Origin of the sequence: Paraburkholderia oxyphila NBRC 105797 (assembly GCF_000685075.1) — a bacterium.
Classification (GTDB): domain Bacteria; phylum Pseudomonadota; class Gammaproteobacteria; order Burkholderiales; family Burkholderiaceae; genus Paraburkholderia; species Paraburkholderia oxyphila.
This window is the reverse complement of sequence record NZ_BAYD01000001.1, coordinates 27482-49968: the sequence shown is the minus strand read 5'-3', so window position 1 is coordinate 49968 and position 22487 is coordinate 27482. Positions and strand designations below refer to the sequence as shown.

General features: G+C 67.0%; 20 protein-coding genes. 13 read left to right on the top strand and 7 right to left on the bottom strand.

Annotated elements, in window-relative coordinates; all coding sequences use genetic code 11:
- Positions 1–74 precede the first annotated feature (74 nt).
- On the top strand, positions 75–848 hold the full coding sequence (locus BO1_RS00255) for a Smr/MutS family protein (protein ID WP_028215818.1): 774 nt from the start codon (positions 75–77) through the stop codon (positions 846–848).
- A gap of 102 nt (positions 849–950) precedes the next feature.
- On the opposite strand, the gene BO1_RS00250 is transcribed toward BO1_RS00255, so the two are convergent.
- The 4 genes from BO1_RS00250 to BO1_RS00235 all read right to left on the bottom strand — a co-directional run bounded on the left by BO1_RS00250 (position 951) and on the right by BO1_RS00235 (position 5278).
- Positions 951–2072 (bottom strand): ABC transporter ATP-binding protein, encoded by a 1122-nt coding sequence (locus tag BO1_RS00250; protein WP_028215817.1) that lies wholly within the window; start codon positions 2070–2072, stop codon positions 951–953.
- Between the two features lie 30 nt (positions 2073–2102).
- Entirely contained in the window at positions 2103–2960 is an 858-nt protein-coding gene (locus BO1_RS00245) for a carbohydrate ABC transporter permease (protein WP_028215816.1), read from the bottom strand.
- Positions 2950–3891, bottom strand: coding sequence for a carbohydrate ABC transporter permease (locus tag BO1_RS00240; RefSeq protein WP_028215815.1), 942 nt, complete (start codon positions 3889–3891; stop codon positions 2950–2952). The genes BO1_RS00245 and BO1_RS00240 overlap by 11 nt, the downstream gene beginning before the upstream one ends.
- A 139-nt stretch (positions 3892–4030) precedes the next feature.
- Positions 4031–5278: an ABC transporter substrate-binding protein gene (locus BO1_RS00235; RefSeq protein WP_028215814.1), complete on the bottom strand. Its 1248-nt coding sequence runs from the start codon at positions 5276–5278 to the stop codon at positions 4031–4033.
- 650 nt (positions 5279–5928) lie between these two features.
- On the opposite strand from BO1_RS00235, the gene zwf reads away from it, so the two are divergent.
- From zwf to BO1_RS00220, 3 genes are read left to right on the top strand one after another with little or no spacing between them, the layout of a single operon-like run.
- Positions 5929–7395: a glucose-6-phosphate dehydrogenase gene (gene zwf, locus BO1_RS00230; RefSeq protein WP_028215813.1), complete on the top strand. Its 1467-nt coding sequence runs from the start codon at positions 5929–5931 to the stop codon at positions 7393–7395.
- Positions 7396–7448: 53 nt separating this feature from the next.
- Positions 7449–8150: a 6-phosphogluconolactonase gene (gene pgl / locus BO1_RS00225; RefSeq protein WP_028215812.1), complete on the top strand. Its 702-nt coding sequence runs from the start codon at positions 7449–7451 to the stop codon at positions 8148–8150.
- The gene (locus BO1_RS00220; protein ID WP_028215811.1) at positions 8131–10053 is read left to right on the top strand and encodes a bifunctional transcriptional regulator/glucokinase; all 1923 of its coding nucleotides are present in this window, start codon (positions 8131–8133) and stop codon (positions 10051–10053) included. The genes pgl and BO1_RS00220 overlap by 20 nt, the downstream gene beginning before the upstream one ends.
- A gap of 122 nt (positions 10054–10175) precedes the next feature.
- On the opposite strand, the gene BO1_RS00215 is transcribed toward BO1_RS00220, so the two are convergent.
- The gene (locus tag BO1_RS00215; RefSeq protein WP_028215810.1) at positions 10176–11411 is read right to left on the bottom strand and encodes a Bcr/CflA family multidrug efflux MFS transporter; all 1236 of its coding nucleotides are present in this window, start codon (positions 11409–11411) and stop codon (positions 10176–10178) included.
- A 317-nt stretch (positions 11412–11728) separates the two neighbouring features.
- Here BO1_RS00215 and BO1_RS00210 point away from each other — a divergent pair, with 317 nt between their 5' ends.
- From BO1_RS00210 to BO1_RS49170, 5 genes are all read left to right on the top strand, one after another.
- A complete protein-coding gene (locus BO1_RS00210; RefSeq protein WP_028215809.1) occupies positions 11729–12211 on the top strand; it encodes a hypothetical protein in 483 nt (160 codons plus the stop codon).
- Between the two features lie 318 nt (positions 12212–12529).
- Positions 12530–13819, top strand: a complete 1290-nt coding sequence (gene hemL, locus BO1_RS00205) for a glutamate-1-semialdehyde 2,1-aminomutase (RefSeq protein WP_028215808.1) — start codon at positions 12530–12532, stop codon at positions 13817–13819.
- A 109-nt stretch (positions 13820–13928) separates the two neighbouring features.
- Complete coding sequence (gene ribD / locus BO1_RS49175) at positions 13929–15095, top strand: bifunctional diaminohydroxyphosphoribosylaminopyrimidine deaminase/5-amino-6-(5-phosphoribosylamino)uracil reductase RibD (protein ID WP_043283457.1); 1167 nt, start codon at positions 13929–13931, stop codon at positions 15093–15095.
- 41 nt (positions 15096–15136) lie between these two features.
- Positions 15137–15772 (top strand): riboflavin synthase, encoded by a 636-nt coding sequence (locus BO1_RS00195; protein ID WP_028215807.1) that lies wholly within the window; start codon positions 15137–15139, stop codon positions 15770–15772.
- Between the two features lie 473 nt (positions 15773–16245).
- Positions 16246–18075 carry an ABC transporter ATP-binding protein gene (locus BO1_RS49170; RefSeq protein ID WP_043283456.1) on the top strand — a complete coding sequence of 610 codons (1830 nt, stop codon included), beginning with the start codon at positions 16246–16248 and terminating at the stop codon, positions 18073–18075.
- Positions 18076–18117: 42 nt separating this feature from the next.
- Here BO1_RS49170 and BO1_RS00180 read toward each other — a convergent pair whose 3' ends face one another.
- Together BO1_RS00180 and BO1_RS00175 are read right to left on the bottom strand one after the other, a co-directional pair.
- A complete protein-coding gene (locus BO1_RS00180; RefSeq protein ID WP_028215805.1) occupies positions 18118–18423 on the bottom strand; it encodes a HigA family addiction module antitoxin in 306 nt (101 codons plus the stop codon).
- An 11-nt stretch (positions 18424–18434) separates the two neighbouring features.
- Complete coding sequence (locus BO1_RS00175) at positions 18435–18716, bottom strand: type II toxin-antitoxin system RelE/ParE family toxin (RefSeq protein WP_028215804.1); 282 nt, start codon at positions 18714–18716, stop codon at positions 18435–18437.
- 246 nt (positions 18717–18962) lie between these two features.
- On the opposite strand from BO1_RS00175, the gene ribBA reads away from it, so the two are divergent.
- From ribBA to BO1_RS00155, 4 genes are all read left to right on the top strand, one after another.
- On the top strand, positions 18963–20123 hold the full coding sequence (ribBA, locus tag BO1_RS00170) for a bifunctional 3,4-dihydroxy-2-butanone-4-phosphate synthase/GTP cyclohydrolase II (protein WP_028215803.1): 1161 nt from the start codon (positions 18963–18965) through the stop codon (positions 20121–20123).
- A 54-nt stretch (positions 20124–20177) separates the two neighbouring features.
- Positions 20178–20690, top strand: coding sequence for a 6,7-dimethyl-8-ribityllumazine synthase (ribH, locus tag BO1_RS00165; protein ID WP_028215802.1), 513 nt, complete (start codon positions 20178–20180; stop codon positions 20688–20690).
- Entirely contained in the window at positions 20687–21121 is a 435-nt protein-coding gene (gene nusB / locus BO1_RS00160; protein WP_028215801.1) for a transcription antitermination factor NusB, read from the top strand. Before ribH ends, nusB begins: the two co-directional genes overlap by 4 nt.
- A gap of 83 nt (positions 21122–21204) precedes the next feature.
- Positions 21205–22398 carry a pyridoxal phosphate-dependent aminotransferase gene (locus BO1_RS00155; RefSeq protein ID WP_028215800.1) on the top strand — a complete coding sequence of 398 codons (1194 nt, stop codon included), beginning with the start codon at positions 21205–21207 and terminating at the stop codon, positions 22396–22398.
- Positions 22399–22487 lie beyond the last annotated feature (89 nt).

Sequence of the window (22487 nt, the reverse complement as noted above, 5' to 3'; positions counted from 1 at the left end):
CAAGAGGGCCGCGGCCAGCCAGCCGGCGGCCCTTTGCTTTTGCGGCGCCACCGCCTTACCCAGCCTTTTTCGCCATGCCCAAGAACGTGCCCCATCCGGGCGAGCCCAAGCGCCCCGCATCCGCGCGCCCCGCCCCGGCGCCCATGCCTGCCGTCACGCCCGCTGCCGAACCCGGCAAGGCCACCCCCGGCTTCGCCGGCCTCGGCAGCCTGCGCGACGCGCTGAAGACGCAAACGCGCCAGCGCGAACGCGAGCGCGCGGCCGCCAAGGCGGCGCGCGTGGAAGCGGCCGCCGACAGCGACCTGTTTCGCCGCGAGATCGGCCAGGTGGCGCAGCTCAAGCAGCCGCCGCGCGCGCAGCCCCGGCGCGCGGCGCCCGCGCCGCTGCCGCTGCAAACGCAGCTCGACGAGCAGGCGGTCCTCCATGAGGCGATTTCCGACGACTTCGACCCCGAAGCCTTGCTCGATACCGACGACTCGCTCTACTACCACCGTCCCGGCGTGAGCGAGGAAATCGTCAAGAAGCTGCGGCGCGGCGCATGGATCGTGCAGGCCCAGCTCGACCTGCACGGCATGCGCCGCGAGGAAGCGCGCGAGGCGCTGCAGACTTTCATCCGCGAGGCGGGCAAGCGCGGGCTGCGCTGCGTGCGCGTGATTCACGGCAAGGGGCTCGGCTCGGTGGGCAAGGAGCCCGTGCTCAAGGGCAAGGTGCGCGCGTGGCTCGTGCAGAAGGAAGAAGTGATCGCGTTCTGCCAGGCACGGCCGCATGACGGCGGCGCGGGCGCGGTGCTCGTGCTGTTGCAGCCGCATACGCACGGGCATGGACAGCATCACCCGCACGCGCGCTGATCGATCCCGCCGCCTCCGCGGCCGGAAATAAAAAGCCCCGTTCACTGCGCTCGCAGCGAACGGGGCTTTTTTATCGCGCCAGGAAACCCCGGCGGACGACGATCAGGCGATACGCGCTTCCGTCTTCGGATCGAACAGCACGGCCTTCGAGACGTCGAACAGCAGCTCCATGCTATTGAGCGGCTGCGGGTTCGCGCCCGGGTGCACGCGGCTCACGACGCGCTTGCCGTTGACCTGCGCGAACACGAGCGTGTCCGGGCCGGTCGGCTCGATCACGTCGACCTTCACGGTGTGGCGTTGCAGCTCGTGACCATGGCCGTCGTGCGCGCTGCGCGCGTCGGTGATGCGCTCCGGGCGCAGGCCCAGCACCACCTCCTGGCCGATATGGCTGCGCAGCTTGTTCGTCTCGAACAGCGGCAGTTTCAGCACGTTGCGCGCGACGCCCGTATCGAGTTCGATGCCCACACCCGAGCCCTGCTCCACCAGCTTGCCATTGATGAAGTTCATCGGCGGCGCGCCGATGAAGCCCGCCACGAAGAGATTCGACGGCGAGTCGTAGATTTCCTGCGGCGCGCCGAACTGCTGCACGATGCCGTCCTTCATCACGGCGATGCGGTCGCCGAGCGTCATCGCCTCGATCTGGTCGTGCGTCACGTAGACGATCGTCTTGCCCACGCGCTGATGCAGCAGCTTGATTTCGGAGCGCATCTCGATGCGCAGCTTCGCGTCGAGGTTCGAGAGCGGCTCGTCGAACAGGAACATGATCGGATCGCGCGCCAGTGCGCGGCCCATGGCGACGCGCTGGCGCTGGCCGCCCGAGAGCTGGCCCGGCTTGCGGTCGAGCAGATGCTGGATCTGCAGCATGCTCGAGACGCGATCGACGATCTGCGCCTGCTCGGCCTTCGGCACCTTGCGGATGTTCAGGCCGAACGAGATGTTCTCGCGCACCGTCATCGACGGATAGAGCGCGTACGACTGGAACACCATGGCGATGTCCCGGTCCTTCGGCGAGAGATTGTTGACGACCTTGCCGTCCATGCAGATCTCGCCCTTGGTGACGGTTTCGAGACCCGCGATCATGTTGAGCAGCGTCGACTTCCCGCAGCCCGAGCCGCCCACGAGAATCAGGAACTGGCCGTCTTCGATGTCGATGTTCACGCCCTTGAGGACGGGCACACCGTTCGGGTAGGTCTTGTAGACGTCGCGAATGGAAAGGCTTGCCATGCTGTGAATCCTCTTCTCAAACTTTCGTAGTTAGCCCTTCACCGCGCCCGCCGTGAGACCGCGCACGAAGTAGCGGCCGGCGATCACGTAGACGAGCAGCGTGGGCAGCGCGGCGATGATCGCGCCGGCCATGTCGACGTTGTATTCCTTCACGCCCGTGGACGTGTTCACGAGATTGTTCAGCGCCACCGTGATCGGCATCGAATCGACGCCTGAGAACACGATACCGAACAGGAAGTCGTTCCAGATCTGCGTGAATTGCCAGATCAGGCAGACCATGAAGATGGGCAGCGAGATCGGCAGCATGATGCGCGTGAAGATCATGAAGAAGCCGGCGCCGTCGATGCGCGCGGCCTTCACGAGCTCGGCGGGCACGCTCACGTAGAAGTTGCGGAAGAACATCGTGGTGAACGCGATGCCGTACACGACGTGCACGAGCACCAGCCCGCCAATCGTGTTCGAAAGGCCGAAGAAGCCTTCGAGACGCGCCATCGGCAACAGGATCGCCTGGAACGGGATGAAGCAGCCCACCAGCAGCATCGTGAAGAGCGCGTCCGCGCCGCGGAAGCGCCAGTGCGTGAGCACATAGCCGTTGAACGCGCCGATGATCGACGAGATCAGCACGGCCGGAATCACCATCTTCACCGAGTTCATGAAGAACGGCTGCATGCCGTCACAGCGCACGCCGGTACAGGCCTGGCTCCACGCCTTGATCCACGGCGCGAAGGTCGGGCTCGTCGGCAGCGTGAGCATGTTGCCCGTATGGATCTGGTCGAGCGACTTGAACGACGTCGACAGCATCACGTAGAGCGGGAACAGGAAGTACAACGCGAACAGGATCAGCGCCGCGTAGACGAACACGCGGCTCACCTTCATCTTAGGCTGCATTGCGCGTGCTCCTCGATTCCAGGTACATGAGCGGCACGAGCACGGCCACCACCGTCGCAAGCATCATCATCGACGAAGCTGCGCCGACACCGAGCTGCCCGCGGTTGAACGAAAACGTGTACATGAAGATGGCCGGCAGCGACGACGACGTGCCCGGACCGCCCGCGGTCAGCGCGACGACGAGGTCAAAGGTCTTGATCGTGATGTGGCACAGAATCAGCAGCACCGAGAAGAACACCGGACGCATGCTCGGAATGACGATCTTGCGGTAGATCGTGGGCAGCGTCGCGCCGTCCACCTGGGCAGCCTTGAAGATTTCGCTGTCGACGCCGCGCAGGCCCGCGAGGAACAGCGCCATGCAAAAGCCCGTGGACTGCCACACGGCGGCAACCACGATACAGAAGATCGCCTTGTCCGGGTCGTTGAGCCAGCCGAGCTGGAAGCTCGTCCAGCCCCAGTCGTGCAGCACCTGCTGAATACCGAGATCGGGGTTGAAGATCCACTGCCACGCCGTGCCCGTCACGATGTACGAGAGCGCCATCGGATAGAGGAACACCGCGCGCAGCGCGCCTTCCTGGCGGATCTGCTGGTCGAGCAGGATCGCGAGAAAGAGCCCGAGAAACACGCAGATGGCAATGAACGGGATGCCGAACCAGCCGAGGTTCTGCGCCGACGTCCACCAGACGTCGTTGCTGAAAAGCTCGCTGTAGCGGTCGAAGCCCGCGAATTCGTAGCGCGGCATCAGTCGCGAATTCGACAGCGACAGATAGCCGGTGATGGCGATGAAGCCGTAGACGAACACGAGGCTGATCAGGATGCTGGGCGAGAGCACCAGCTTCGGGATCCAGCGGTCGGCGAGCGCCGCCATCGGCGACGTGCGACGTGTGGCAGGCGTGGCCGCCTTGCCGTTGCCGCTAAGAGAAGCAGTCACTGCGCGACTCCTGGTACGGTGCGAAACATTACGGACTCCACACGATGATGGGGGTCGGTTCGACCCGTCATGCCCGGAGTGCGCCGCATGCGGCGCACTCCGCCTGTCTCATTGCATCAACTACACAGACTGACTTCGCTTACTTGGTCTTGGCGGCCTTCGCAAGCGCTTCCACTGCGCTCTTCGAGTCCTGGTTCGAGTTCATGAACTTCGTGACCACGTCGGTGATCGCACCGGCCGTTGCGTCCGGCTGAGCCATGCCGTGCGCGAGCGAGGGCACATAGCCGCCGGCCTTGATCGCCGTTTGCTCATCCGCGTAAGACTGCTTGCCGCACGCGTCGAACTTGCTCATGTCCACGCCCAGACGCACCGGGATCGAGCCCTTGTACAGGCTGAACTGCTCCTGGAAGGCCGGGCTCATGATCGTCTTCGCGAGCGCGATCTGGCCCGGCGTGGCCGTCTTCTGGCCCTTCTGCTGGAAGAACACGAACGAGTCGACATTGAAAGTGTAGGCCTTCGAGGTGCCCGGCACCGGTGCGCAGACGTAGTCCGTGCCCGGCTGCTTGTTCGCGTTCGCGAACTCGCCCTTGGCCCAGTCGCCCATGAACTGCATGCCGGCCTTGCCGTTGATGACCATGGCCGTGGCGAGGTTCCAGTCGCGGCCCGTGCGGGCGTTATCCATGTACGACTCGATCTTGCGGACCGTGTCGAACACGCCCACCATCTGCTGCGAGGTCAGGGTCTTCTGGTCGAGATCGACGAGCGCCTTCTTGTAGAACTCCGCGCCCTGCGAGAGCACCACGTCTTCCCAGAGCGTCAGGTCCTGCCAGGGCTGGCCGCCCGCGGCAACCGGCTGGTAGCCCGCGGCCTTGAGCTTGTCGGCCAGCGCGAAGAACTCCGGCCACGTGGTCGGCGCCTTGCCGCCCACCTTGTCGAGCGCCGCCTTGTTGATCCACAGCCAGTTCACGCGGTGCACCGAGAACGGCGCGCCAACGTAGTGGCCATCCGCGCGCATGATCTTGTCGATTTGCGGCGGCAGGTTGGCCTTCCAGTCGCCAGCGGCGGCGTCGATCGGCACCAGTACGCCCTGGTCTGCCCATTCCTGGATCAGCGGGCCCTTGATCTGTGCTGCCGTGGGTGCGTTACCCGAGATCACCTGGGTCTTCAGTGCGGTCATGGCCGCCGCGCCCGCGCCACCGGCGACCGCGAAGTCTTTCCACACATAGCCCTGCTTCTGCATGTCGTCCTTGAGCACGCCGACGGCCTTCGATTCGCCGCCCGAAGTCCACCAGTGCAGCACTTCGAGAGACTCGGCCGCCTGCGCGGTCGCGACGCCGGCCATGAGACCTGCGGCGCACAGGGCGCCCATGATCGCTCGGAATTTCATTGCTTATCTCCTCCAGACACCTGATCAGTAAGAACAGCTGGCCCCTGATGTCACCAGGGTGCGGTGTGGTTAGTACAGGCACAAAAACAGGCAAAACACTGGACGGGTCGGGCGCCGGAATGCCGCGCGCGCGTTTTTTCTTTGGATGCGCGCGGGCCGCGGGCCGGTGTCCGGCCGCAGGACGCTCAAGAGATGAGTAGTTCGGAACGCAAAGACTGTCTCCTCTTTTGATTTTGTCCGGCCGCGCGCGCGAGACGCGACGCTCGACCAGTCAAGGCGCCGCGCGCACCGGTCATAGAGGCGCGGCGGCCGAACATCCCCGCTTCCGGTGTCCGGCAGGCCTCATTGAGAGACCCGACTGAGCGCCGGGAAGGTACATGGACGAATCCATTGTCCGTTAACATGAGGGACGTTCCGTCCACCCGCGAAAAACGTGTGCAGGACCGCCGCAAACCTATGCTGCGCCGCGCTTGCCTACGCTTTTTTCATCGAATGAACGTTACCTCTTGATTTGGATTGTAGTTAAACTACAATTCAGTGTCAAAAAAAATTTTATCGGACTACGGCCGCCCAGGCGGAGCTCGATCGGCATCCTGCGCGAGCCCCGCTGGAACTTGTTCCCGCGGCCTTTCTGGACTGTGACGGAGACTATGCAAAGCCCTACCGATTCAGGCTTCACGTTCGTGCTCTTCGGCGCCACCGGCGACCTGTCGATGCGCAAGATCCTGCCGGCCCTGTTCGAAGCGCACCGCTCGGGCATGCTCGCCGCGTCGGGGAGAATCGTGGGCGTCGCGCGCCACGAGGACGATCGCGACCAGTACCTCCAGTGGGTCAACGAGCACGTCAAGCCGCACGTCTCGAAGAACGGTCTCGACGAGGCCGCCTGGGCGAGCTTTCTCGAGCGCATCGACTATGTGAAGCTCGACCTCTCGCGCGCCGAAGACTTCACGCACCTGCGCGACGGTATCGCGTCGCTGCCCGGCATCCGCGTGTTCTATCTGGCCACGGGGCCGTCGCTGTTCGTGCCGATCTGCCGCGCGCTTGCCTCGGTCGGCCTGAACGAGCGCGCGCGCATCGTGCTGGAAAAGCCGCTCGGCTACGACCTCAAGTCGTCCAATGCGATCAACGACGCCGTGGGCGAAATCTTCGCCGAAGAGCAGATCTACCGGATCGACCACTATCTCGGCAAAGAGCCGGTGCAGAACCTGCTCGCGCTGCGATTCGGCAATGCGCTCTTCGAGCCGCTGTGGCGCCGCGAGTGGGTCGAGAGCATCCAGATCACGATTGCGGAAGAGCTGGGCGTGGAAGCGCGCGGCGACTTCTACGACAACACCGGCGCGTTGCGCGACATGGTGCAGAACCATCTGTTGCAACTGCTCTCGATCGTCGCCATGGAGCCGCCGCATTCGATGGACTCGGACTCGGTGCGCGACGAGAAGCTGCGCGTGCTGCGTGCGCTCAAGCCCATCAATCCCGCCGATATCAGCAAGGTCGCCGTGCGCGGCCAGTACCATGCGGGCGTGATTCGCGGGCAGCAGGTGCCGGGCTATGCGACCGAGCACGGCGTGAAGCCCGATAGCCGCACCGAAACCTTCGTCGCCCTGAACGTCGAGATCGAAAACTGGCGCTGGGCCGGCGTGCCGTTTTTCCTGCGCACGGGCAAGCGCCTCGCCGACCGCGTCGCGGAAATCGTCGTGAACTTCCGCCCCGTGCCGCATTCGGCGCTGGGCCCGACCGCGCTGCGCCCCGGCTCGAATCGTCTGGTGATTCGCCTGCAGCCCAATGAGAACATTCGTCTGTACTGTCTCGCCAAGCAACCCGGCGAGGGCATGAACCTCGCGAGCGTCCACCTCGACCTCGCGTTCGACCAGTTCTTCCGCGAAGGCCAGATGGAGGCGTACCAGCGTCTCCTGCTCGACGTGATCAACGGACGCCTCGCCCTCTTCGTGCGCCGCGACGAACAGGAAGCCGCATGGAAATGGGTCGAGCCCATCCTCAACGAATGGGCCGCCTCGCCGCGCCCGCCCAAGCCGTACGCGGCGGGCACGTGGGGACCGGCGGCCTCGAGCGCGATGCTGGCGCAGCACGGCACCTGCTGGCTCGAAGAAGAGAATTGAACGGAATAGATGAACACCCACGCAGATCGACAAAAAAGCCGCCTGGAGGAGAAGTGATCGAGCTTCACGTATTCGACGACCCGCGCGTCCAATCCGACGCGCTGGCGCGAGCCGTGGGCGACGCGCTACATGCGTCGCTCGCCGCTCTGACAGCCGCACCCGGCACCGGCGTGCGCCGTGCAACGCTCGCGGTTTCAGGCGGCACGAGCCCGCGTCCATTTCTCGAAACCCTGTCGACGCACCGCTTCGACTGGGCGCGCACCGACATCACGCTGGTGGACGACCGCTGGGTGCCCGAGACAGACCCCGCCAGCAACGCGCGGCTCGTGCACGAGACCTTGCTGAAGAACGAGGCGGCGCACGCGCGCTTCCTGCCGCTCGTCGATGTCGCGCAGACGCTGGACGCGCACGTCGCCGCGCTCAACGCGGACCCGCAGCGCCTGTTGCCCAACGTCGCGGTGCTCGGCATGGGCGAGGACGGCCACACGGCCTCGATCTTCGCCGACGCGCCCGAGTGGCACGAGGCCATCACCACGGCGCGCCCGTTCGTGGCCGTGCATCCGCAGGCGGCGCCGCACGCGCGCGTCTCCTGGTCGATGCAGGCGCTGCGCCAGGTGGATCGCCTGTTCCTGCTGATCGCGGGCCAGCGCAAGCTCGACGTGCTGCAACAGGCCGCCGCGGCAGAACAGAACAACGCCATCTCGAAGCTGGCGAACGACAAGGGAGTGAGACTCGATGTCTACTGGTGCGCCTAACAAATCCGCCCCTGGCGCGGGCCAGCACGCCGACGGACCGCGGCTGCTCGCCGACATCGGCGGAACCAACGCGCGCTTCGCGCTGGAGACGGGCCCGGGCGAGATCGGTCAGGTGCGCGTGTATCCGTGCGCCGACTATCCGGGCGTCGCCCAGGTCATCCAGCAGTACCTGAAGGACACAAAGATCGGCCGCGTGAACCACGCGGCCATCGCCATTGCGAACCCGGTCGACGGCGATCAGGTGCGCATGACCAATCACGACTGGACCTTTTCGATCGAAGCCACGCGCCGCGCGCTCGGCTTCGACACGCTGCTGGTCGTGAACGACTTCACCGCGCTCGCCATGGCGCTGCCGGGCCTGACCGACACGCAGCGCACCCAGGTGGGCGGCGGCCAGCGCCGCCAGAACAGCGTGATCGGCCTGCTCGGGCCGGGCACGGGCCTCGGCGTCTCGGGCCTGATTCCCGCCGACGACCGCTGGATCGCGCTCGGCAGCGAAGGCGGCCACGCGAGCTTCTCGCCGCAGGACGAGCGCGAGGACATCGTGCTGCAGTTCGCGCGCAAGAAGTGGCCGCACGTGTCGTTCGAACGCGTGTGCGCGGGCCCCGGCATCGAGCTCATCTATCGCGCGCTGGCCGCGCGCGACAAGAAGAAGCCGGCCGCGACCATCGACACGGGCGAGATCGTCAAGCGCGCGCACGACGGCGAGGCGCTCGCCGTGGAAACCGTCGAATGCTTCTGCGGCATTCTCGGCAGCTTCGCGGGCAACATCGCGATGACGCTCGGCTCGCTCGGCGGCATCTATATCGGCGGCGGCGTGGTGCCGCGCCTGGGTGAGCTGTTCACGCGTTCGTCGTTTCGCCAGCGCTTCGAGGCCAAGGGGCGCTTCGACGCCTACCTCGCGAACGTGCCGACCTATGTCATCACCGCCGAATACCCGGCGTTCCTCGGCGTTTCGGCGATCCTCGCGGAGCAGCTCTCGAATCGCGCGGGCGGCGGATCGTCGGCAGTATTCGAGCGCATCCGCCAGATGCGCGACGCGCTCACGCCCGCCGAGCGGCGCGTGGCCGACCTCGCGCTGAACCATCCGCGCTCGATCATCAACGACCCGATCGTCGACATCGCGCGCAAGGCCGACGTGAGCCAGCCCACGGTCATCCGCTTCTGCCGCTCGCTCGGCTGCCAGGGGCTCTCGGACTTCAAGCTCAAGCTCGCCACGGGCCTCACGGGCACGATTCCCGTGAGCCACAGCCAGGTGCATCTGGGCGACACGGCCACCGACTTCGGCGCGAAGGTGCTCGACAACACCGTCTCGGCCATCCTGCAGCTGCGCGAGCATCTGAACTTCGAGCATGTGGAACAGGCGATAACGCTCCTCAACGGCGCGCGGCGCATCGAGTTCTATGGCCTCGGCAACTCGCACATCGTCGCGCAGGACGCGCACTACAAGTTCTTTCGCTTCGGCATCCCGACTATCGCTTACGGCGACCTGTACATGCAGGCGGCCTCGGCCGCCCTGCTCGGCAAGGGCGACGTGATCGTGGCCGTGTCGAAGTCGGGCCGCGCGCCCGAGTTGTTGCGCGTGCTCGACGTCGCCATGCAGGCCGGCGCGAAGGTGATCGCGATCACCTCGAGCAACACGCCGCTCGCCAAGCGCGCGACCGTGGCGCTCGAGACCGACCACATCGAGATGCGCGAGTCGCAGCTTTCGATGATCTCGCGCGTCCTGCATCTGCTGATGATCGACATTCTCGCGGTGGGCGTCGCGATCCGCCGCGCGTCGCCCGATGCGGACATGGGCGATGCCGTCGAAAAGGCCCGCGAGCATGCCGATGACGACGCCTCCGCCGTGCTCGACTGGCTGAGCCACGGCGCGTCTTCGTCGGCGCGTGCAAGCGATTGACGCGACGAGAACGCGCGAACGTGCAATGGCGTTGCCGCAATTGATGCAATGAAAGCGTGACGCCATGCAAAACGGGACGCCTCGGCGTCCCGTTTTGCATGTGTGCTTCCGGCTGGCTGCGCTTACGCGTTCGGCGCCGCCTGCTGAGCGCCCGGCGCGGGCCGCCCGTGCCACTTCACGACGATGCTGCGGCCGACCCAGGTGAGCGCGCCGCACGCGCCGATCGTGCAGCCCATGCCGAGCGGCGAGACGCCGGGGAACCAGCCGACCACGATGCTCGCGAAGGCGCCAAGCCCGAGCTGCGTCGCGCCGAACACGGCCGCGGCCGCGCCGGCGTTCTTCGGATAGCGGTACATCAGATCGGTCGCGCAGTTCGCGCTGAGCAGGCCGACCACGCCCACCACGAAGAACAGCCCGGTCACGATCGACCACAGGCCGCCCCACCCCGTCACGCACATGAGCGCGACGAAGAACGACGCGGCGATGCTGACCGTCGAGGCCATCGACACCATGCGCAGCGTGCCCATGCGTCCGATGAAGCGCGTGTTGAGGAAGTTGCCGAGCATGATGCCGAACACGTTCGCACCGAAGAACAGGCCGTAGTGCTGCGGCGAGACGTGGAAGTACTCGATATAGACGAACGGCGTGGCCGAGATGTAGGTGAACATCGCGGCGAATGCCATGCCGCCGCACAGCATGTGGCCCCAGACGAGCGGGTCGCGCAGCAAGCGCCCGTACGCCGCGAACGAGCGCAGCACGGCGGCGCTCTCGCGCTTTTCGGCCGGCCAGGTCTCGGGAACGCGCAGCCAGGCGGCAACGCCGCACGCGAGGCCGAACAGCGTCAGTGCGACGAACACCACGCGCCAGCCGCCGAGCAGCAGCAACTGCCCGCCGATCAGCGGCGCGAGCAGCGGGCCGATCGAGGTGACGATGGCGACCATCGAGAGCACCTTGGCCGCGTCGGACGGCTCGTGCGCGTCGCGTGCGATCGCCCGCGCGAGCACCGAGGCCGCACCCGCGCCGAGCGCCTGCAAAAAGCGCACGACGGTGAGCTCGCCCGCCGAGTACGAGAGCCAGCACGCGACGCTCGCGAGCGTGAAGAGCGCGATGCCGCCGAGCAGCACGGGGCGGCGGCCGTAGGCATCGGAGAGCGGACCGTAGAGCAGCATGCCGATCGAGAAGCCCGCCATGAAGCTCGTGAGCGTCATGGCGGCTGCGGCCGCGCTCACGCCGAATGACTGGGCGATGGCGGGCAGGCTCGGCAAGTACATGTCGGTGGCGAGCGGGCCACAGGCGGCGAGCGCGCCGAGCAACAGGATCAGCCGGCCATCGGGCCGGCGTCGCGGGGAATGGGACATGGAATCGATGAGGAGCGGACCGTGGCCGGGGGCTCGGTCTCGATGTTCTGCGCCGCTTCGGCATGGGCCGGTTGCGTCCCTTCGGGTCGCAATCGCGACGCAATGCGGCGCGAGAAGCGGCTACGTAGCCGAAGCATTGTACCCGAGGCTTAATTTTCGCTTTCGGCGCCCCGCAGGGTCGCGCCGCGCGGGCCGGCTGCAACGGAGTCCGTGTCGCGCCGCAGCCGCTTTGCGCTAAGCTGCGCCCTGCTCGTCCCTTTTCGCCCTCTTTCGCCCTTTCTTGACCTGCAATGCGCCGCGAGGCGCGACTTTCGCCCATGAGCGCCTACCTGTTGATCTGGAGCCCCAAGAAGTGGCCCTGGCCCGAGCTGTCCGACTTCGCACGCCGCGTGCAGGCGGGCGAAGCCGTTGCCGACACATGGGGCTGCGGCTTCGCGCGCGGCATCCTGCCCGGCGACCGCGTCTTTCTGCATCGCGTCGCCTCCGAGCCACGAGGCCTGTTCGGCTCCGGCTATGTGACACGCGCGCCCTACGAGGTGCCTGATCCCGCGTACAAGCGCGGCTACCGGCTGTGCATCGACTTCGTCTACGACTGGCTGGTCGACGCCAGCGAAAACGTCGTGATCGCGCGCGACGCGCTGCGCGTGCATCCGTTTTCCGTGCAGACCTGGGATGCGCAGAGCTCGGGCACCGTCATCAAGCCGATCGCCGAGGGCGCGCTGGAAAAGCGCTGGGCCGAGCTGACCGGCAGGCGGCCCATGCCGGCGGCAGCGGTCGCGGCGATGCACGCGGCTGGGTAAGTCTGGAGAAGGCCTGGCTGGCGCCGTCCGTGCGGTACGCGCCGGTGCAAGGGCTGCCTCACGCCGTCCGCGCCGTCCGCGCCGTCCGCGCAGTGCGCGCCGGTGCCCCGCCGCCGCCCCCTCCGCCGCCCGGTGCGGCCCTCGGCCCGTTCGGCGCGACTCCGGTACAATTTCGGCATAAACGCCCCATCGCTGGCGCCTGGCCCGGCACCTCAGTTGACCGGCCCCAGCCGCATGGGTCAGAGCGTGGAGCGCGCCAGGGCAACGCCTGCCGCGCCCCACGCCACCGCAAACACCACTCTCGCAGGTCCAGCACTCATGTCCAACACCTCGTCCACGAACCAGGCCCTTTTCGAACGCGCCCAGCGCACCATTCCGGGCGGCGTGAACTCGCCCGTGCGCGCGTTCCGCTCGGTCGGCGGCACGCCGCGCTTCATCGAGCGCGCGCAAGGGGCGTACTTCTGGGACGCCGAAGGCAAGCGCTACATCGACTATATCGGCTCGTGGGGCCCGATGATCGTCGGCCACGTGCACCCCGAAGTGCTCGAAGCCGTGCAGCGCGTGCTCGCCAATGGCTTCTCGTTCGGCGCGCCGACCGAGGCCGAGATCGAGATCGCCGAGGAAATCTGCAAGATCGTGCCGTCGATGGAGCAGGTGCGCATGGTGTCGAGCGGCACCGAAGCCACCATGAGCGCGCTGCGCCTCGCACGCGGTTTCACGAAGCGCGACCGCATCGTGAAGTTCGAGGGCTGCTATCACGGCCACGCCGACAGCCTGCTCGTGAAGGCCGGCTCGGGCCTGCTCACGTTCGGCAACCCCACTTCGGCGGGCGTGCCGGTGGACACCGCGAAGCACACCACGGTGCTCGAGTACAACAACGTCGCGGCGCTCGAAGAAGCGTTCAAGGCGTTCGGCGACGAGATCGCCGCCGTGATCGTCGAGCCGGTCGCGGGCAACATGAACCTCGTGAAGGCCACGCCCGAGTTCATCGGCGCACTGCGCAGCCTCACGGCCAAGCACGGCAGCGTGCTGATCTTCGACGAAGTGATGTGCGGCTTCCGCGTCGGCTTGCGCGGCGCGCAGGCGCTGTACGGCGTGCAGGCGGACCTCGTGTGCCTCGGCAAGGTGATCGGCGGCGGCATGCCGGCGGCGGCGTTCGGCGGCCGCCGCGAGATCATGGACCACCTCGCGCCCAACGGCGCTGTCTATCAGGCGGGCACGCTCTCGGGCAACCCGATCGCCGTGGCGGCGGGCTTGAAGACGCTGCAGCTCATTCAGGCGCCGGGCTTCTACGAGCAGCTCACGGCGCAGACCGCGCGTCTCGCGCAAGGTCTCTCGCAGGCCGCGCGCGAAGCGAATGTGCCGTTCGTCGCGGATTCGGTCGGCGGCATGTTCGGCCTTTACTTCGCGGACAAGGTGCCGGGCAGCTTCGCGGAAGTCACGAAGAGCGACGTGACGCGCTTTAACCGCTTCTTCCACCAGATGCTGGATGCGGGCGTGTACTTCGCACCTTCGGCCTACGAGGCGGGCTTCGTGTCGAGCGCGCACGACGACGCGATCATCGACGAGACGATTGCCGTTGCGCGCCGCGCGTTCGCCGAGCAGTAAGGCACCAAGCTCGCACCAAGCACATACAAAGCACGCGGCAGCCAGCCGAAGGCGGGGCGGCACGCCTCGCAGCCCTCCCTCACCCGCAACGCCCCGGAGCCAGCACGACATGTTTTCGCAAGCCGATTTCGCCCACATGCAGCGTGCGCTCGCCCTCGCGGTGCGCGGCCTGTACACGACCGATCCGAACCCGCGCGTCGGTTGCGTGCTGGTGAAGGACGGCGTGGTGATTGGCGAAGGCTTCACGCAGCCCGCCGGCCACGACCACGCCGAAATTCAGGCAATGAAGGACGCGCGTGCGCGCGGCCACGACCTGCGCGGCGCGACGGCCTATGTGACGCTCGAACCGTGCAGCCACTTTGGCCGCACGCCGCCCTGCGCGAACGCGCTGATCGAGGCGAAAGTCGCGCGCGTGATCGCGGCGATGGAAGACCCGAACCCGCTCGTTTCGGGGCGCGGCCTCTCGATACTGCGCGACGCGGGTGTCGAAGTGCGCTGCGGGCTGCTTGCCAACGAGGCGCGCGAACTGAATATCGGCTTCGTCTCGCGCATGACGAGAAAGCGCCCCTGGGTGCGCATGAAAGTGGCGGCGTCGCTCGACGGCCGCACCGGCCTGCCCTCGGGCGAAAGCCAGTGGATCACGGGCGAGGCCGCGCGCGCCGACGGCCATGCCTGGCGCGCACGCGCCTCGGCCATCCTCACGGGCATCGGCACTGTGAAGGAAGACGACCCGCGCATGACCGTGCGCGCGATCGACACGCCGCGCCAGCCCAGGCGCATTCTCGTCGACAGCCGCCTCGACGCCTCGCCGCTTGCGCAGATCTTCGTGGGTGCGCCCACGCTCGTGTTCTGCGCCACGCTAGACGACACCAACGCCGAGCGCGCCGACGCACTGCGCGCACGCGGCGCCGAGATCGTCGCGATCGGCAATGAGCGCGGCAAGGTGGATCTGCCCGCCATGCTCGGCGAGCTGGCCGCGCGCGGCGTGAACGAGCTGCACGTGGAAGCGGGTTACAAGCTCAATGGATCGCTGTTGCGCGAAGGCTGCGTGGACGAGCTGCTCGTCTATCTCGCGCCCTCGCTGCTCGGCACGAACGCGCTCGGCATGTTCGACCTTGTCGCACCTGCGAAGCTCGATGCGCGCACGCGCCTCGCCTTCCACTCGGTCGAGCGCGTCGCCGAGGATCTGCGCATCCTCGCGCGCCTCGTGCACGATGACCCCAATGCGGACCCGACTGCGGGCGCCGATGCCCACGCGGACGGGGAGGCACCATGATTCTCCCGAACACACTGAACGAACAGATAAAGGACAGCCAGATGTTTACCGGAATCGTCGCGGCCGTGGGCCGCATCGAATCGATCCGTCCGCTCGGCAGCGACGCCGACGCGGGCGTGCGCCTCACCGTCAACGCGGGTGGCCTCGACCTCGAGGACGTGCAGCTCGGCGACAGCATCGCCATTCAGGGCGCGTGCATGACCGTGATCGAGAAGTCGGCGGCGAGCTTCGACGTGGACGTCTCGCGCGAGAGCCTGAACCGCACCGTGGGCCTCGCCGACACGGGCGAAGTGAACCTCGAAAAGGCGCTGCGCGCGCACGACCGCCTGGGCGGCCATATCGTCTCGGGCCACGTCGACGGCCTCGGCACCGTCACGCGTTTTGCGCCCGTGGGCGAGTCGCACGAGCTGCGCATCCTCGCGCCGGCGGAGATCGGCCGCTACCTCGCCTACAAGGGCTCGGTCACGGTCAACGGCGTGAGCCTGACCGTGAACTCCGTGGACGACCGCGCCGACGGCTGCGAGTTTTCGATCAACCTGATTCCGCACACGGTTGAAGTGACTACGCTCAAGCATCTCGTGGCGGGCTCGAAGGTGAATCTCGAAATCGATTTGATTGCGCGGTATGTGGAGCGGATGCTCTCCTCCTCGCGAGGCAACGGCATAGCTCAGGACTGAGCGGCCTGCCACGGCGCGTGCCCGCGCAGTTCGCGGGACGCCCCTCTCAGTGACACGCGACAAGAACGGCGCGCACGCACAGCCCACTCCGCACCGCGTGCAAGCACATATTCTGCAGCGCTGGTAGACTCCCCATTCGTCCCTCGCGGGCGCCGACCGGCGCGCCGCGGTCTCTCCACCCGAACTCAATGAAGGAGGCAAAGATGGCAGTAATCGAGATGGCCGCCGTCATGCCGCCGGTTCGGGTGATGCCACACTTCGCGCACACTCCGCTTCCGGCACGCTGACCGCGTCCGCTGCGCCGCGCGGCGCGTCTTTGGCGGCATGCTTGCCGCCGCGCCGCTTTCCAGCGATTTCGAGGTTTTACGTTCGGCATGAAGTGCCCGAATTGCGTCACTGAACGCGCAGACCCCGTTTTCCGCTCATCGCATTCCTGAAGAGTCTCCGGGCCTCGCGTCCGGAGCACGCTGTCCATGGCAGACCAAGACAAACAACTCGCTTCGGGCGGACAGACGTTCCGCAATGTCCTCGGCTTCACGTTCCGGCACTGGTCGCGCCAGCCGTGGCGTGTAGGCGCCGTCGCCCTCGCCGCGCTGCTCGGCGCGCTCGCCGACGTGCTCACGCCGCACTACGCCGGCCAGCTCGTCGACGCGCTCGCGCACGACGCCGCAAGCGGCAACGCCGCCGCCTGGCACGCCGCCGTCGTGGCGTTCTGGGCGCTGACGGCGCTCGGGCTCGGCGGCACGCTCATGCGCCAGGCCGCGTTCCAGAACATCATCGTGCTCACGCTCAGGATGATGAGCGAGGTCGCGACGCACGCTTTTCACCGCGTGCAGCGCTTCTCGACCGACTGGCACGCGAATAGCTTCGCCGGCTCGACCGTGCGCAAGATCACGCGCGGCATGTGGGCGCTCGACTTGCTCAACGACACGCTGCTCGTCGCCCTCTTCCCGTCGCTCGTGATGCTCGTCGGCTCGACCATTCTGCTCGCGGTGCAGTGGCACGTGATGGGTCTCGTGGTCGGAGTCGGTTCGGCGCTCTATCTCGCCATTACTGTCTCGCTCTCGCTCTTCTACGTCGCGCCTTCCGCGCGGCTGGCGAACCAGTGGGACACGAAGATGGGTGGCGCGCTCGCCGACGCCGTCTCGTGCAACCCCGTCGTCAAGGCGTTCGGCGCGGAAACGCGCGAAGAAGCCCGGCTCGCGCGCGTGATCGCGAAGTGGGACAGCCGCACGCGCCGCACCTGGCGGCGCGGCACGTTCAACGGTGGCGTGCAGGGCGCGTTGCTGGTGGCCATGCAGGCGGCCATTCTGGGCTCGGCGCTGCTGCTTTGGGCGCGCGGGCTCGCGAGCGTGGGCGACATCACCTTCGCGCTCACGCTCTTCTTCCTGCTCAAGGGTTATCTGCGCGACGTGGGCATGCACGTGCGCAACCTGCAGCGCTCGGTCAACGACATGGAAGAGCTCGTGATGCTCGATGCCCAGCCGCTTGGCATCGAAGACCGGCTGGACGCGCCGCCCATCGTGATCGACCGCGGCGACATCCGCTTCGAGAACATGACGTTCCGCTACGGCGCGCACGAGCGGCCGCTCTACGCGAATCTTTCGCTGCGCATCGCGCCGGGCGAGCGCGTGGGGCTCGTCGGCCATTCGGGCTCCGGCAAGACCACGCTCATCAAGCTGATCCAGCGGCTCTACGACGTGTCCGATGGCCGCATCACGATCGATGGCCAGGACATCGCGCAGATCCAGCAGGCGTCGCTGCGCTCACAGATCGCCATCGTGCAGCAGGAGCCGGTGCTGTTCCACCGCTCGCTCGCGGAGAACATCGCCTATGCGAGACCCGGCGCGACCCACGACGAGATCGTGCGCGCGGCGAAGCTCGCGAGCGCACACGACTTCATCATGGCGCTGCCGCGCGGCTACGAGACGCTCGTGGGCGAGCGCGGCGTGAAGCTCTCGGGCGGCGAGCGCCAGCGCGTCGCGATCGCGCGCGCGTTCCTCGCCAACGCGCCGATCCTGATCTTCGACGAAGCGACCTCGAGCCTCGACAGCGAAAGCGAAGTGCTGATCCAGCAGGCCATGGAGCGCCTGATGGAGGGCCGCACGACGGTCGTGGTCGCGCACCGGCTTTCGACCGTGCGTGCGCTCGACCGGCTGCTGGTGCTCGAGCGCGGGCGCGTTGCGGAGGAAGGCACGCACGACGAACTCGTGCGCCGCGAGAACGGGCTCTACCGGCGCCTGTTCGAGCGCCAGGCGCTGGAGCTCACGAAGGGACTCGCCGACGATATCGTCCTGCGCTGAGCGCCCGGCGCGTGGCAAGCCGCAAGCCGGACGCGCCGGCGCTCAGGCCGCCACCGCACGCACATGTGGCTGAATGTTCGCGAGGACTTCGGCGAGCGCCTCGCGCGCGAGTTCGGTGTCGTAGTGCGCCTGCAGTTCCATCCAGCTGCGCGCGTCGGTGCCGAAATAGACGGCGAGCCGCACGGCCGTGTCCGCCGTGATCGCGCGCTTGCCGAGCACGATCTCGTTGATGCGGCGCGGCGGCACGCCAATCGCCTTGGCGAGCGCGTACTGGCTGATGCCCATCGGCTTGAGCCAGTCTTCGTTCAGGATCTCGCCCGGAGTGGCCAGCGGTACTTCCCGTGCCATAGCAATGCTCCTCAGTGATAGTCGATGATGCGCACCTGCGAAGCCTCGCCGCGCGCGAAATAAAAGCAGATGCGCCATTGCGCGTTGATGCGGATGCTGTACGCCCCTTCGAGGTCGCCGTTCAGGGGCTCCAGCCGGTTGCCGGGCGGCACGCGCAAAAACGATAGCGAGACTGCGGCATGAACTTGCTGCAGCTTGCGCATGGCGACCGATTCGATTGCGGCAAATCGGGCAACCCGGCGCCCCGTGAAGAGGACGGCGGTGTCCCGGCAGGCAAATGATGTAATCGTCATGGATAGTAACGCTCCTCGTTAATAACGTCAAGCGTTACTATTGTCGCGAAGGCGCCACGCCGGGGCTAGCTGGCCGTTCGGCCAACTCTCGTGCGCGCTTGATCCGCGCCGGGCCACACAAACGCACGACGCCGGCGAACCCGCCAGAGCGCCCGCCAGCCTCAAAACCCCGCGCGCTCCCTCCGTTCTGGGCGACGCGCCCGCCCGCGTGGCGTAAAATGTGCGCTTTCCAGCCAAAATCCCATCATGACGCTCGCCTCCACCCTTGAGATCATCGCCGAACTGAAAGCCGGCAAGATGGTGATCCTCGTTGACGAAGAAGACCGGGAAAACGAGGGCGACCTCGTCATCGCAGCGGAGTTCGTGACGCCCGAGGCCATCAACTTCATGGCGAAGTACGGCCGCGGCCTGATCTGCCTCACGCTCACGCAGGAACGCTGCAAGCTGCTCAACCTGCCGCTCATGACCTACCGCAACGGCACGCAGTACGGCACGGCGTTCACGGTGAGCATCGAGGCGGCCGAAGGCGTCACGACCGGCATCTCCGCCGCCGACCGCGCCCGCACGATCCAGACGGCCGTCGCGCACGACGCGCGCGCCGAGCACATCGTGCAGCCCGGCCACGTGTTCCCGATCATGGCGCAGCCAGGCGGCGTGCTCGTGCGCGCGGGCCACACCGAGGCGGGTTGCGACTTCACGGCGCTCGCGGGCCTCACGCCGGCGGCGGTGATCTGCGAGGTCATCAAGGACGACGGCACGATGGCGCGCCTGCCCGATCTCATCGAGTTCGCCAAGGAGCACAACATCAAGATCGGCACCATCGCCGACCTGATCCACTATCGCAGCCGCACCGAGTCGATCGTCGAGCGCGTGGCCGAGCGCACCATGCACACGGCCCACGGCGCGTTCCGCGCGGTCATGTACGTCGACCACCCCACGCGCACGCCGCACATCGCCCTCGTGCGCGGCACGCCCAAGCCCGGTGAAGACACGCCGGTACGCGTGCACGAACCGCTCTCGGTGCTGGATCTGCTGGAAACGGGCTCGTCCACGCACTCGTGGACGCTCGACGCCGCCATGCGCGAAATCGCTGAGCGCGACCTCGGCGTGATCGTCATGCTCAATTGCGGCGACACCAAGGAACATCTGATCGACGTCTTCAAGGCGTTCGACCAGAAGGAGCGCGCGGAGGCGCTCGCACGCCGGCCCGTGGACTTCAAGACCTACGGCATCGGCGCGCAGATCCTGCGTGAGCTCGGCGTGGGCCGCATGCAGGTGCTCTCCAAGCCGCGCCGCCTCGGCAGCATGTCGGGCTACGGGCTCGAAGTCACCGGCTTCGTGCCGATGCCGGGCAGCGAAACCGAAGCACCCTGCCCGCCGGACACGGCTGACCGCGCAGCGCATTAAGCCGCAGGCCCCACTTCACGCGTCACCACGCTCAACCGAACCTACGGACACCACATGGAAATCGGACAATACCAACCGAACCTCGACGGCGACGGACTGCGCATCGGCATCGTTCAGTCGCGCTTTAACGAACCCGTCTGCAACGGCCTCGCCGACGCCTGCATCGAAGAGCTCGAGCGCCTCGGCGTCACGGGCGAAGACGTGCTGCTCGTCACCGTGCCGGGCGCGCTGGAAATCCCGCTCGCCCTGCAAAAGCTCGCCGAAAGCGGCCAGTTCGACGCCCTGATCGCGCTCGGCGCGGTCGTGCGCGGCGAGACGTACCACTTCGAGCTCGTCTCGAACGAAAGCGGCGCGGGCATCTCGCGCATCGCGCTCGACTTCGGCGTGCCGGTCGCCAACGCGGTCCTCACGACCGAGAACGACGAGCAGGCCGTTGCGCGCATGACCGAAAAGGGTCGTGACGCCGCGCGCGTCGCCGTCGAAATGGCGAACCTCACGGTGGCGCTCGAGCAGCTCGACGGCGGCGACGACGAAGAAGACGAGGAAGACGAAGAGGAACAGCAATGAAGAGCGCGCGCCGCCGCTCCCGCGAACTGGCCACGCAGGGCTTGTATCAGTGGCTGCTGTCGGGTGTGCCCGCCGGCGAGATTGACGCGCAGTTGCGCGGTTCGCAGGGCTACGACAAGGCCGACCACGAGCATCTGGACGCGCTCCTGCACGGCGTGATCCGCGAATCGGAGGAGCTCTCCGCCGCCATCGCGCCGTGTCTGGACCGTCCGATCGAGCAGCTCTCGCCCGTCGAGCGCGCGGTGTTGCTCGTGGCGACCTACGAGTTCAAGCACCACGTCGACATTCCGTATCGCGTCGTCATCAACGAGGCGGTCGAGCTCACGAAGACCTTCGGCGGCTCGGACGGCTACAAGTATGTGAACGGCGTGCTCGACAAGCTCGCGGCGCAACTGCGCGCCACCGAGGCCCAGGCCGCCCGCAAGTCGTAATCGCAATACGGCGCGTGGAGCCAGGCCGTCAGGCCACCGGCTTCCCGCGCGCCGCATCGCCTGCCAGCACTGGAAACACCCGCATGAACACCGTTGCCGAACCGCTGCTGCGGCTTGCCGCGCGCGTCGACGAGATCCAGCCTTTCTACGTCATGGAATTGGCGAAGGAGGCCGCGAAGCTCGAGCGCGCCGGACGCGACATCATCCATATGGGCATCGGCGAGCCGGACTTCACGGCGCCCGAGCCCGTGGTCGAGGCCGCCGCCGCTGCATTGCGCCGCGGCGTCACGCAGTACACGAACGCGCTCGGCATCCACGCGCTGCGCGAGGCGATCGCCGCGCATTACGAGCATGCGTACGGCCTGAAAGTCGATCCCGCGCGCATCGTCGTGACGGCCGGCGCCTCGGCGGCGCTGCTGCTCGCCTGCACGGCGCTCGTCGATCGCGACGACGAGGTGCTCATGCCCGACCCGTGCTATCCGTGCAACCGGCACTTCGTCGCCGCCGCGGAAGGCAAGCCGGTGCTCGTGCCGAGCTGCCCCGAAGCGCGCTTCCAGCTCACCGCGAGCGACGTCGAGCGCCTGTGGACGCCGCGCACGCGCGGCGTGCTGCTTGCCTCGCCGTCGAACCCCACCGGCACGTCGATCGAGCCCGACGAGCTCGCGCGCATCGTGAAGGCCGTGCGGGCGCGCGGCGGCTTCACGATCGTCGATGAGATCTATCAAGGCTTGAGCTACGACGCGCACCCCGTCTCCGCCCTCTCTTTCGGCGACGACGTGGTGACCGTGAACAGCTTCTCGAAGTACTTCAACATGACGGGCTGGCGCCTCGGCTGGCTCGTGGTCCCGCCGTCGCTGGTCGGCGCGTTCGAAAAACTCGCGCAGAACCTGTTCATCTGCGCGTCGGCGCTCGCGCAGCACGCGGCGCTCGCCTGTTTCGAGCCACAGACGCTGGGCATCTACGAAGCACGCCGGCTGGAATTCAAGCGCCGCCGCGACTTCATCGCGCCCGCGCTCGAATCGCTCGGGTTCACGGTGCCCGTGATGCCCGACGGCGCGTTCTACGTCTACGCGGACTGCACGAGCGTCAATCACCCGGCTGCCGGCGACAGCGACGCGCTCACGCGCGCCATGCTGCACGAGGCGGGCACGGTGATGGTCCCGGGCATGGACTTCGGCGTGGCCGCGCCGCGCCAATATGTGCGGCTCTCGTACGCCACGGCCTACGAGCGGCTTGAAGAAGCCGTCGAGCGGTTGAGAACATTTTTCAACCGCTGATCCCCGAACCAGGGCAGGAATCGAAGAAGCAATAGAAAAAGGCACCCGAGGGTGCCTTTTTCGTCTTGTCCGCTCTTTCGCGATGAAGC